Raw genomic sequence first — 11,519 nt, forward strand, 5'->3', positions numbered from 1 at the left:
TGTAGGGTGGCGCCGAAACGGCGAGGAGGCGCGTGCCTTGGCCATTCAGACGGACGAGCCGGCGGTTGTCCCGCGAGCGCGCGGCGGCAGGGCCCTGCCCGTGCTCGCCGTCCTCCTGGCCGTCGCCCTGGCGTGCGCCGGCACGGCCTGGTGGCGGGAGCACGGGCAGGCGCGGGCCCGGGAGCGCGTCGCGCTGGCCCACGGGCTCGCGCTGCACGCCGCCGAGCTGCGGGGGGACGATCCGGTCAAGGCTCGCGACCTCGGCCTGGCCGCTGTGGGCGTGCACGCCGACGACCAGACCCGCGCCGGGCTGACCGACACCCTCCTGCTGTGGCGTAGGGACGACCTCCAGCCCCGTGACTCCGGCGGCGTCCGGCACGCCGAGCTGAGCGGCGACGGGCGCGTCGGCCTGGTCGCCGGGAACGGCAAGGCCGAGGTCTGGGAGCTCGGCTCCGGGAGAGCGGTCACGCTGGACGGGCCCGAGGGCGCGGTCGAGGCGCCGGCACTCTCCCACGACGGCCGCACCGCTCTGACCGGCGGCGACGACGGCGCCACGACCGTGTGGGACCTCACCGATCCCGCTCACCCGGCCCGGCGGGCGACGTTGCCGGGCGTGGCGGCGAAGGGGCCGCTCGACGACGTCCAGGCCGTGGCGGTGAGCCGGGACGGCCGGGTCGCCGCGGTCGCCGACTTCGCCGGGAACCTGCTGGTGTGGGACCTGACCGTACGCGACCACCCGGCCCGGCGCTCGGTCACCGCCGTCCACGACTCCCCGACGGAGGACCTCGACCTCAGCGGCGACGGCAGGACGGCGGTCACCACGACCGACGGGGGCCCGGTGACGATCTGGAACCTGGCGGACCCGGCGCACCCGGTGAAGGCGGCCGAGCTGACCCCGGCCATCCACACCGGCACGGCCGCCGCCCTGAGCGGCGACGGACGCGTCCTCGTCGTCGCGCGGCGCGACCCGGGGGCCGACTGGCGGAGCCAGGCGGAGGTCTGGACGCTCGGCGACCCGGCCCGTCCGGCCCGCCCGGTCCGGACCGCCGTCATCGGGATGCCTCCGGCGGACATGCTCGACGTGGCCCTCACACCCGACGGCGGGACCGCTCTCCTGGCGGGCTCCAACGGCAACGGATCGCTCTGGGACCTGTCCGTCCCTGCCCGCCCCGTCCGGCTGGCCGGGCTGCGCGGGTACCCGTCGGAGGTGCGGGGGGTGGCGTTGAGCGACGGCGCCCGCAGCGCCCTGCTGGCCGCCCCCGACAGCACCACGTTCTCCCTGTGGGACCTCCACGACCTGCGGCGGGTGGTCGCCGACCCCGAGCAGGGCCTGTGCGACGGCGGCTCCCGGATGTTGAGCAGGGCGGACTGGGACCGCTACACCGGCGGCGCGGACCCTTCGGACTACGGCGGCGGCGACGGGGACGTGAGCCTCTGCTCGCTCCGATGAGGGTAACGGTTTGACCAGATGTCTTTACCTTGCCGCAGCGGTCGCGTTGGATGGCGCGCATGGTGGAGATCACGCGCAGAACGGTGTTCAAGGCAGGTGCGGCAAGCGCTTTCCTCGCCGGCGGCGCCCCGGGGACGGCGGCACTGGCGGCGGGCGGACCGGCGGGCGGACCGGCGGCCGGAGGACTTGCCGCCGAGGGGCTGGAACAGCGGGCCATGGCGATGGACCCGCCGGTGTTCCTGCTGGAGAGCGCGGTCCCGCCGCACTTCGCGGCCGGACCGGGCTCCACGTTGTCGATCAGCGACCGGGTCGCCGTGTGCGGGACGAGGTCGCTGCGCTGGGAGCACGCGAGCCGCGACGTGATCACCGTGCGGGCGCCGCTGCGGTGGGCGCCCGACCCCTACCGGCTCGGCGACGACCAGGCGTGGCAGGGGCTGGTGGACGCGTTCTGCGTGTGGGTGCACAACGCCGAGCCGGTGGACGACGTGCTCAGGTTCGAGTTCGGCCGGGGTGAACGCACCGACCTGTGGTTCGAGTTCCGGCTCGGGTTCAGCGGGTGGCGTACGGCGTGGCTGCGGTACGCCTACGACATGCACGGCAGGCCCCACCCCGACATGGACACCCTGCGCATCGTCGCCCCGCGCAGGGCCGGGACCCTGCACCTCGACCAGCTCATGCTCAACGTGCCGCTGCGCCCCGACGCCCCCTGCCGCGACCACCAGCTCCCCGACATCGCCCCCGAGGGCGACGAGTACGACAACCAGCACTGGCAGGCCCTCCACCGCTTCGACCGGTTGCTGGCCACCGTCGAGCCCGACCTGTCGCCGCCGTCCGCCGGCGAGCTGGCCTCGCTGCGCGCCCTGCACACCCGCTACCACGACGAGTACCTGACCGCCCAGGTCAAGCCGGACGTGCCGGGGCTGGCGGCGCAGGTCGCCGCCCTGGAGGGCCGTCCCACGCACGCCTACCAGTCGCAGATCTACCCGGCCGGGATCGCCGCCGAGCTCAAGGCGTTCGTGAACCCGGTCACGCTGCGCGCCTGCACCGACCTGATGAAGACGATCGCCCAGGCACACCAGGCCGCCCCCGCCGAACGTCCCGCGCTGGCCGCGCTCTACCTGCGCATGGTCGCCCACCTGCGGGAACAGGGCTGGACGAAGGGCAGCTGCCAGGGCACCATCCACCACCTCGGCTACGACGTCCGCGGCCTGTACGACTCCGTCTACCTCATGCGGGACGCCCTGCGCGAGGCCGGGGAGTTCGAGCGGGTACGAGCGGACCTGGAATGGCTGAGCGGGCTCGGCCGGATCTTCCGCGGTTTCGGCTTCCGGATGGCCCGGGGCAGCATGATGGACCTGTACAACACCACGGTCCGCGGCATGCTGGCGGCCGTGCTGCTGCGCGACGGCGAGGCGCAGCAGGTGGCCTACCTGCGGGCGCTGCGCGACTGGCTGAACGCCACCCTGCTGCCCACCGACGGCATCCAGGACGGCATCAAGGTGGACGGCACCGCCTTCCACCACGTCGGCTTCTTCCCCGACTACGTCCGCGACGGCTTCGCCGGGCTCGCGCCGCTGGTCTACGTCCTGCACGGCGGCTCGTTCGCGATCTCGCCCGAGGCGTCCGGCTGGTTGCGCAAGGCGCTGCTCACGCAGCGCGTCTACGCCAACAAGAACCACTGGCCGATCTCGATCAGCGGCCGCAACCCCAGCGGCGCCACCGCGCTGTCGATCGTCCCGTTCGAGTGGCTGGCCCCGATCGACGACGAGATCGCCGCCGCCTTCCTGCGCCTGCTGCCCGCCAACCCGACGCAGCGGCAGAAGGAGCTCGCGGCCCGGCTCGCCGCGGGCGGCATCGTCCCGGAACCGGCTCCGACCGGCGCCTGGGCGCTCAACTACGCCGCGCTCGCCGTGCACCGCCGCGACGAATGGCAGATCACCGTACGCGGGCACAACCGCTACCTGTGGAGCACCGAGATCTACGTCGGCGCCAACTGGTACGGCCGCTACAACACCTACGGCCAGATCCAGGTCCTGCACCGCGGCGACCCCGTCACCAACCAGGACAGCGGCTACGCCCAGCCCGGCTGGGACTGGAACCGCCGCCCCGGCACCACGGTCATCCACAAGCCGCTCGACCAGCTCAGGGGCGACCTGACCGGGGCCATCGAGGAGATGCTCCTCACCGACTCCCGGTTCGCCGGAGCCTGCACCATCGACGGACGCAACGCCCTGTTCGCCATGGACCTGCACGGACACCCCAAGTACGACGGCACGCACCGGGCCCGCAAGTCGGTGTTCCTGTTCGACGACCGCGTCGTGGCCCTGGGCACCGGCATCACCAACGACGACACCGCGGACGAGACGGAGACCACCCTCTTCCAGACCCGGCTGCCGGCCAGGAACGCGCCCACCGTGGTGGACGGCGCCGCGGTCACGGCCTTCCCCCACCAGGCGCTCGACGTCGGCCCGCGCTGGCTGCTCGACGACAAGGGCATCGGCTACTACCTGGCGTCCGGGCAGAAAGTGGCCCTGACCCGCTCGGCCCAGACCTCCCGCAACAACGCCACGGAAGAGCCCACCAGCGGAGACTTCGCCACGGCCTGGATCAGGCACGGCACCGCCCCCCGGAACGGGACGTACGAGTACGCGATGGTGGTGAACGCCACGGCCGAGCGCATGGCCGGCTTCGCCGCCGCGATGGGGGACGCGGCGCGTGCGCCTTACCAGGTGCTGCGCGCCGACACGGCGGCCCACGTCGTACGGGATCGTGGCACCGGCATCACCGGGTACGCGGTGTTCGAGCGCACCCGTCTGGAAGGTCTGGTCCGCGAGGTCGACACGCCTTCGATGCTGCTCGTCCGTACGGAGGGGGAGACGCTGGTGATCGCGGTATGCGATCCGGACCTGCGCCTCTACGGCGGGATCGACCACGACCAGTACGAGAAGGGCCGTTACGTCGGGCACTACAGCCCGTGGTCGCGGCCCTGGCTGGCCAGCCCCAGCCACCCGCACCGCATGAGAGTGACCCTGGACGGGCGGTGGCGGGCGGACGCCGGCCAACCCTGCCGGGCCAGGATCACCGGGCCGCGCACGGTCCTGGAGTTCGAGACCGTGCACGGACGGCCGGTGCAGGTGCGGCTGAGTCCCGCGACCTGACCCGGGCGGGGGCGGGGGCGCCCCCGCCCGGGAATCACGCCCGTGACCGCGACGGCCGCCGTCCCGGCCGGACGGTTCACGTCTCCAGGCGGACGGTTCGCGTCCCGATCAGACGGTTCACGTCTCCAGGCGGACGGTTCGCGTCCCGGTCACGGGGCGGGACGGTGCACGCCCGGTCAGCGGGTGTGCCGGTCGAGCTCTGCGCGGACCTCGCGCAGGTGGTGCCGGACCGCGGGGGCGCCGTCGCGCGCCAGGTCCCGCACCCAGCCGGAGTGACCGTCCCGCAGCTCGCGCCTGATCAGCGAGAGCGTCTGCTCGTGCGCCCCGGCCTCCAGGCGCAGCCACGCCCGGTCGAACCGGTGACCGGACCGATGGGCGAGCACCGCGTCCAGGTCGTCGCGCTGGGCGGCGCTCGGCGCGTCAGGAAGGCTGACGCGCAGCCGGTGCGCGACCTCGCGCAGCCGGGCGTCGAGCTTGCGGTGGTCGCGGATCAGCCGCCAGGCGATCTCGCGCACGTCCTTGTCGTGCGACCTGCGGAGCGCGGCCTTCCCGGCCGCGATCTCGGCGAGATTGCCGCGGTGCGCCTGCCGGAGGTACGCCCGGTCCTGGGCCGAGGCGTGCAACGCCTGGACGGACGGGGCGGCTGCGGCGCCGGGCGCGGCCACCGGCTGGACGGTGGTGGCGGCCTGGGCCGCGGCGGGTGCCGTGGCGGACACGGTCAACGCCAGCACGGCCGCGATTCCCGCGGGTGCTAAGTGGCTCCGTGCTGTTCTCATGAGTCCCTCCCTTCAATGGGACCCGTGCCTGCTGCCCCATCCGGTCGGGAGTATTCGCGTTAATTGGGTGGATCGAAACGGCCGTCCACGGCGGTCCAGCCGCCGTCCACGTACAACACCGAGCCCGTCACGAAGCTCGCCGCGTCGCCGGCCAGGTAGACCACCGCGCCCGCCATCTCGGGCGCGGTGGCCCACCGGCCGAGGGCGCTCTTGGCGGCGTACGCGGCGTACCAGTCGGGGTTGTCCTTGATCTGCCTCGTCAGCGGGGTCTCCACGACGCCCGGCGCGATCGCGTTGACGCGCACGCCGTGCGGGCCGAACTCGGCCGCCGCCGTCCGCAGCAACTGCACCAGCCCCGCCTTCGTGGCCGAGTAGACGCCCTGTCCCGGTTCGGTCACCGACGCCCGGATCGACGCGAACCCGATGATCGACCCGCGCCCCCGCCGCACCATCCCGGCGCCGAACGCCCGCACCACGTCGAACGAGCCCCGCAGGTTCAGCCCCACCACCCGGTCGAACTCCTCGGCGGAGTAGTCGAGCAGCCGCTTGCGCACGTTCGTCGCCGCCGTGAACACCAGCACGTCGGCCGGCTCCTCCGCGGCGGCCGCGTGGACGGCGTCGGCGTCCAGCACGTCGAGCAGCCGGGCCGTGCCCCCGCAGCCGGCGGCGGTCTCCTGCGCGGCGGCCAGGTCCCGGTCCGCGCACACCACGGACGCCCCATGCGCGGCCAGGGCGAACGCCGACTCCCTGCCGATCCCGCTGCCGGCCCCGATCACCACGGCCCGCCGCCCGTCGAGGCGGAACAGCGCGTCATATCCCGTCATGCTGAGAAACACTAGCGACTGGTCAGACCAGTACACCAGGTTCTCCCGATCCCGACAGCCCGCCTCGCCCGGTTCCCGTGCCTGGGGACGTACGGCCGCAGGCGCGAAACTGTCGGGGCCGCCTGCCAGGATGCGACCCATGACGACCATCGCAGGCTTCTGGGACGCCGCCGCCGACTCCTTCGACGACGAGGCCGACCACGGGCTCCGCGACCCCGGGGTCAGGGCCGCCTGGGCGGCACGGCTGGCCGAGTGGGTGCCCGCCGGGCCCCTCGACGTGCTCGACCTGGGCTGCGGCACGGGCTCGTTGTCGTTGCTGCTGGCCGTCCAGGGCCATCGCCTGACCGCCGTCGACCTGGCCCCGCGCATGGTCGAACGCGCCCGTGCCAAGCTGGCCGCCACCGGCGCCACGGTGCTGACGGGAGACGCGGCCGCCCCGCCCGTCGGCGACCGCCGCTTCGACGTCGTGCTGGCCCGCCACCTGCTGTGGACCGTCCCCGATCCGGAGGCGGCGCTGGCCCGCTGGGTGTCGCTGCTGCGTCCCGGCGGCCGGCTGGTGCTGGTCGAGGGCCGCTGGCAGACCTCCGGCGGGCAGTCCGACTACGTGCCGGGTGAGCACTTCCCGTGGATGGGCGGCGTCACCGCCGACAACCTGACCACGGCCCTTCGCCCCCTGGTCGGCGACCTGCGGGTGCATCCCCTGCCCGACCCGGCATTGTGGGGCAAGGAGATCACCGACGAGCGCTACGCGGTGGTGGCCACGCTCTGAGCACACTCGGAGCGCCGGACGCCTGGCCCAGCCTCCCGGCTGGAGCCTGCCCCATGTCAGGAGCCGTCTGCCGAGCCGGCTTCACTGCTGAGAGCAACAGAATGAGCGCCGGCTCGGGGCGAGGAGGGTTTGCATCTAGCGGCTGCGGTTGGCGGGGACTTCAAAGATGAGTCCGCGACCGTCCTCTTCGTCCCAGTCTTCTCCGACCTCGACGAAGCCGAAGCCCGCGATCGTGGCCAGCGACGCCACATTGTCGGGACTGATCGTCGCCCGTACGGTCTTGACCGCCGGTTCGGCCGCGGCCCGGCGCAGCAACTCGATCAGGATGGCCCGGCCGTACCCCTGGCGACGGAAGTCGGGAGCAACCGAGTAGCCGATCTCCACCATGCCCGCCTCGTCGGGCGGCCCGTGAAAGCCGGCATGACCGATGACGACACCGTCAGGCCCGGTCACCGCCTGCCGCACCATCCACGATGCGTGGTCAGGATCGGCGGCCATCTGGTCGATCCGAACCCGCCACAGCCACCGTGCCCTGTCTGTCACGAAGTACTCGGTCAGAGCGACCCCGGCCGTTCTGCCGGCCGTGGCCAGATCCCCATCGAGCAGAGCGGACATCGCGGTGCTCGACAACGCGACAAAGCGCACATGCTTCGGACTGGTGGGGAACGACGTCTGGCGATCGGCTTCATCTGTCACCGTGCGATGGTCGCAAAGCGTCCGACAGACGTCCACGAAGTTTCGAGTGATCGCGCACCCGGACGACCGCGGTTCGACGTTGTCCCCGTCAGAGGGGGCGGCGGTCCCGGTTGTGAGGCCGCCGTACGATGGGCCCTCTTATCAGGGGAAAGGCGGGCGCGGTGGTGGGCAGGACGTTCGAGATCGCCGGTGAGCTGCGGGTGCGACGCCTCGGCTACGGCACCGCCCAGCTCACGGGCACCGGCTACTGGGGCCCGCGCCTGACACCCGGCGACGCGGTCGCGCTCCTGCGCCTGGCCGTCGACCGCGGCGTCACGCTCATCGACACCGCCGACAACTACGGCCCGGACCTCGCCGAGCAGCTGATCGCCCAGGCCCTCCATCCGTACCCCGGCGACCTGGTGCTGGCCACCAAGGGCGGCGTGATCCGTACCGGGCCGGACGAGTGGCACCCCGCCGGACGGCCCGAAGATCTGCGGGCCATGTGCGAGGCGAGCCTGCGCCGCCTCCGCACCGACACCATCGACCTGTACCAGCTCCACCGCATCGACCCCGCGGTGCCGCTCGCCGACCAGCTCGGCACGCTGGCCGAACTGCGTGAAGAGGGCAAGATCCGGCACATCGGGCTCGACACCGTCACCCTGGACCAGCTCGACGAGGCGCTGACCGTCCTGCGGCCGGCGTCGGTGCAGAACCGGTTCAACGTGCTGGACCGGGAGTCGGAGCCGGTGCTGGCGCGGTGCGCGGAACTGGGCATCGCGTTCCTGCCGTGGTTCCCCCTCGGGAACGGCTCCCTCGCCGCGGGCGCCGGGGCGGGAGCGGCGATCGAGCGGGTGGCAGCACGGCACGGCGCGACGTCCGGGCAGGTGGCGCTGGCGTGGCTGCTGCACCGCTCCTCAGTCCTCCTGCCCACGCCCGGCACCGGCTCGGCCGCCCATCTGGAGGAGAACCTGGCCGCCGCCGACCTCATCCTGACCGACGCGGACACACGCACCCTGGACGCCCTCGCGGCCTGATCCGCCGCGACGACGAACTCCCGCCCGACCCTGATCAGACCCCTCCGCTCCGTCGAAGTCCTCCGCCGCCACGAGCGCGCGACCCCGCTGCGCGGGCCCGCCCTGAACGCGTTCAAAAGACCGGAGTAGGGTCGGCAGGGTGAAGACGGTGATTCCCGGAGGAACCGGGCAGGTCGGCGAGCTTCTCCGCCGGGCGCTGACCGCCGCCGGCCATGAGGTCGTGGTGCTGACCCGCAGGCCGTCCCGCAAGGGCGAGGTCGCCTGGGACGGCGAGACCCTGGGCGCGTGGGCACGGGAGATCGACGGCAGCGACCTCGTGGTCAACCTGGCCGGGCGGAGCGTGAACTGCCGTTACACCCCCGCCAACCTGCGGGCCATGATGGACTCGCGAGTGCGCTCCACCCGGGTCGTGGGACGGGCGATCGCCGCCGCCGCACGTCCTCCCCGGGTCTGGCTGCAGATGAGCACCGCCACCGTCTACGCCCACCGCTTCGACGCGCCCAACGACGAGGCGACCGGCCTGATCGGCGGCGAGGAGCCCGGCGTGCCGGGCTACTGGCGCTCCAGCGTCGAGATCGCCAAGGCGTGGGAGCGGGAGCAGGAGCGCGCCGAGACCCCGCACACGCGCAAGGTCGCCCTGCGCGCCGCCATGGTGATGAGCCCCGACCGCGGCGGCGTCTTCGACGTGCTGCTGCGCATGACCCGGCTCGGCCTCGGCGGGCCGCTGGCGGGCGGCGCCCAGTACGTGTCCTGGATCCACGACCGCGACCTCGTCCGCGCGGTCGAGTTCCTGGCCGGGCGGGACGACCTCGGCGGACCGGTCAACCTGGCCGCCCCCGGTCCGCTGCCGCAGGCCGCGTTCATGCGCACGCTGCGGTCCGCCTGGGGCGTGCCGCTGGGCCTGCCCGCGACGCGGTGGATGGCCGAGCTCGGCGCGTACGCGCTGCGGTCCGACACCGAGCTGCTGCTCAAGAGCCGCCGGGTCGTCCCGGGCCGGCTGCTGGAGGCGGGTTTCGACTTCGAGTACCCGCAGTGGCGGCAGGCCGCCGAGGACCTCGTCCGGAGGGTGCGCCGCGGGACGTGAGCGCGCCGGACACCTTGCGACGGCGGACGAGAATCCTTGCGCGAATATCGTAAGGTGCCTTACGGTTTCCTCATGATCAATTACAGCGAGATGGAGGACAGGCTGGGCGTGCCCATCGGGGTCGAGGAGGCACGGTCCCGCTGGGGGGCGCTGGTGGGCGCGGCGGGCGAGGGACAGATCGCGCTGATCACGCGGGAGCGCTGGGAGTGGGCCGCGCTGGTGCCGCTGTCGAAGGTTCCGGGGATGCTGACCGGGTTGCCCGTGGTGTCGTTGTCCACGGCCAAGGCCAAGCTGGGGGAGCTCGTCCGGCAGGTCACGGAGCCGTACGACGACAGCCCTGTGCTGCTGGCCCGGCACGGGACGCCGGTCGCCGCGCTGATCGCGGCCACCCGCCTGCTCGGGCCCGGGTCCGGTGAGCGGGCCGCGCCGCCGGGGGCGCCCGACGTGGAGACGCTGCTGCGTGACGGCTGCACGGTCACCCTGAGCCGCCATCCGACCGGGTCCGGCGTGATCGCCGTGGCGCGTGACGGCGACGGCGGCGAAGTGGCCGTCGGCACCGGCGACACCGCGGAACAGGCCCTACGCACACTGGGCTGAACATCCCCCACCTCGGGTGCCGACTCCGCCCCCGCCCGGCGCCCGCGCCGCGCGGGTGTGCCTCCGCCTGCGCCCGCACTCCCGCCTCCGGTACGGCTCATGCTGGTCGACGTCTCGACCAGGATCAGCATCGCCATGTCGCCGGCCATCGTCGCGGCGTCCGTGCCGGCTGCCGAGCGGCACCTGGTGTCCGCCGCCGACCCCGCGCGGCTGTCCGGCGTGGCCGGTGTGCTGCAGGACGGTTACCGGCCGGCGGTGGGCGTGCTGCTGGTGCTCGCCGTGGCGGCCACCGGGGTCACGGCGGTGAGCCGTACGGGGGCGCGCCGGGCGGCGTAGAGGCTCCCCTGGCGTCGAGCGAACGTGTCGGCGGGGGCGACGTGGCGAGGGCGAGGGCGCAGGGGCCTGGGCGAGGGGCCTGGGCGAGGGGGCCTGGGCGAGGGGGCCTGGGCGGAAACTGGAGTTCCATGTTGCGCCGCGTTTGACGATTAGTGAGGAAATATGGTCATCTCGTGACCATTGTTTCTGATGGGATGAGTTAGACGGGTTCGGGGGAACGCTTCATGCCGCACGCCCTTCTGCGCGTGCTCGCTTCGACGTCCATCGCAGTCACCGCACTGGCGGCTCCGCCCGTCGCCGCCTCCGGTCACGCCTCGACCGCACGAGTCGTCCAGGCGTCGACGGGCGGTCAGGTGATGGCGAAGGCGGTGCCCGCGGTTCCGGAGCCGCCGCCTGCCGTGGTGCGGGTCCCGTCGGGGCCGTCGCCCGCCGTACGGCCGATGGGGAAGGGGCCGGTGGGGCCGGAACGGCTGGAGATCACCACGCCCGCCGGGACGGGCCTCGCCGACGCCGTCGCCGCCCAGGCCGCTCGGCGGCAGGAACGGCAGGGGCTCGGACGACGGGCCCCCGACCCCGCCGCCCTCCTGCCCGACACGACCGGCGCCGCCCCGCTGACCCTCCTGCGCCCGCCCCCGGCCGTCACCAGAGCCCTGGACGCCCTGCGCCTGGACATCCGCCCCCCGATCCGCCCCCAGGGAGGCCGCGCGGCCGTCCCCGCGGTCCGCCCGCAGGGCGGCCGGGCGGCCGGGAGGGGGGGAGGGTCGGGGGGTGTGCGGGCGCGAGGGGGACGGCCCGGGAGGGGCGGGGTGGTGG

At 73.6% G+C, this 11,519-nt stretch carries 10 protein-coding genes and 1 pseudogene; 8 read left to right on the forward strand and 3 right to left on the reverse strand.

Features of this window, described 5'->3' with window-relative positions; genetic code table 11:
- Positions 1 to 37: 37 nt before the first annotated feature.
- Entirely contained in the window at positions 38 to 1,450 is a 1,413-nt protein-coding gene (locus tag ABZ444_RS25725) for a WD40 repeat domain-containing protein (RefSeq protein WP_358001661.1), read from the forward strand.
- A 59-nt stretch (positions 1,451 to 1,509) separates the two neighbouring features.
- Positions 1,510 to 4,608 carry a chondroitinase family polysaccharide lyase gene (locus ABZ444_RS25730; protein WP_358001664.1) on the forward strand — a complete coding sequence of 1,033 codons (3,099 nt, stop codon included), beginning with the start codon at positions 1,510 to 1,512 and terminating at the stop codon, positions 4,606 to 4,608.
- Between the two features lie 176 nt (positions 4,609 to 4,784).
- On the opposite strand, the gene ABZ444_RS25735 is transcribed toward ABZ444_RS25730, so the two are convergent.
- Both ABZ444_RS25735 and ABZ444_RS25740 read right to left on the reverse strand, forming a co-directional pair.
- Positions 4,785 to 5,339, reverse strand: a complete 555-nt coding sequence (locus ABZ444_RS25735) for a DUF4142 domain-containing protein (protein WP_358001667.1) — start codon at positions 5,337 to 5,339, stop codon at positions 4,785 to 4,787.
- Between the two features lie 104 nt (positions 5,340 to 5,443).
- Positions 5,444 to 6,208, reverse strand: coding sequence for an SDR family NAD(P)-dependent oxidoreductase (locus ABZ444_RS25740; protein WP_358001670.1), 765 nt, complete (start codon positions 6,206 to 6,208; stop codon positions 5,444 to 5,446).
- Between the two features lie 139 nt (positions 6,209 to 6,347).
- Here ABZ444_RS25740 and ABZ444_RS25745 point away from each other — a divergent pair, with 139 nt between their 5' ends.
- The gene (locus ABZ444_RS25745; protein ID WP_358001673.1) at positions 6,348 to 6,977 is read left to right on the forward strand and encodes a class I SAM-dependent methyltransferase; all 630 of its coding nucleotides are present in this window, start codon (positions 6,348 to 6,350) and stop codon (positions 6,975 to 6,977) included.
- 135 nt (positions 6,978 to 7,112) lie between these two features.
- Here the strand turns inward: ABZ444_RS25745 and ABZ444_RS25750 are convergent, their stop codons facing one another.
- Entirely contained in the window at positions 7,113 to 7,673 is a 561-nt protein-coding gene (locus ABZ444_RS25750; protein WP_358001676.1) for a GNAT family protein, read from the reverse strand.
- Between the two features lie 164 nt (positions 7,674 to 7,837).
- Between ABZ444_RS25750 and ABZ444_RS25755 the strand changes: the two genes are divergently transcribed.
- The 5 genes and pseudogenes from ABZ444_RS25755 to ABZ444_RS25775 form a co-directional block, all read left to right on the forward strand.
- Positions 7,838 to 8,689 carry an aldo/keto reductase gene (locus tag ABZ444_RS25755; RefSeq protein WP_358001690.1) on the forward strand — a complete coding sequence of 284 codons (852 nt, stop codon included), beginning with the start codon at positions 7,838 to 7,840 and terminating at the stop codon, positions 8,687 to 8,689.
- A 139-nt stretch (positions 8,690 to 8,828) separates the two neighbouring features.
- Positions 8,829 to 9,773, forward strand: coding sequence for a TIGR01777 family oxidoreductase (locus ABZ444_RS25760; protein WP_358001679.1), 945 nt, complete (start codon positions 8,829 to 8,831; stop codon positions 9,771 to 9,773).
- Between the two features lie 72 nt (positions 9,774 to 9,845).
- Positions 9,846 to 10,370 (forward strand): type II toxin-antitoxin system prevent-host-death family antitoxin, encoded by a 525-nt coding sequence (locus tag ABZ444_RS25765; protein WP_358001682.1) that lies wholly within the window; start codon positions 9,846 to 9,848, stop codon positions 10,368 to 10,370.
- A 99-nt stretch (positions 10,371 to 10,469) separates the two neighbouring features.
- Complete coding sequence (locus ABZ444_RS25770; protein WP_358001685.1) at positions 10,470 to 10,706, forward strand: hypothetical protein; 237 nt, start codon at positions 10,470 to 10,472, stop codon at positions 10,704 to 10,706.
- Positions 10,707 to 10,930: 224 nt separating this feature from the next.
- Positions 10,931 to 11,519 (forward strand): annotated as a pseudogene (locus ABZ444_RS25775) (hypothetical protein); the annotation flags it as partial.

The sequence above is a fragment of the Nonomuraea sp. NPDC005730 genome (assembly GCF_040630865.1).
GTDB lineage: Bacteria > Actinomycetota > Actinomycetes > Streptosporangiales > Streptosporangiaceae > Nonomuraea.

What these genes read in the sequence shown, in the direction of transcription:
- ABZ444_RS25730 (WP_358001664.1), top strand. Translation starts at nt 1,510, where the DNA reads ATGGTGGAGATCACGCGCAGAACGGTGTTCAAGGCAGGTGCGGCAAGC.
- ABZ444_RS25740 (WP_358001670.1), bottom strand. Translation starts at nt 6,208, where the DNA reads ATGACGGGATATGACGCGCTGTTCCGCCTCGACGGGCGGCGGGCCGTG.
- ABZ444_RS25745 (WP_358001673.1), top strand. Translation starts at nt 6,348, where the DNA reads ATGACGACCATCGCAGGCTTCTGGGACGCCGCCGCCGACTCCTTCGAC.
- ABZ444_RS25765 (WP_358001682.1), top strand. Translation starts at nt 9,846, where the DNA reads ATGATCAATTACAGCGAGATGGAGGACAGGCTGGGCGTGCCCATCGGG.
- ABZ444_RS25770 (WP_358001685.1), top strand. Translation starts at nt 10,470, where the DNA reads ATGCTGGTCGACGTCTCGACCAGGATCAGCATCGCCATGTCGCCGGCC.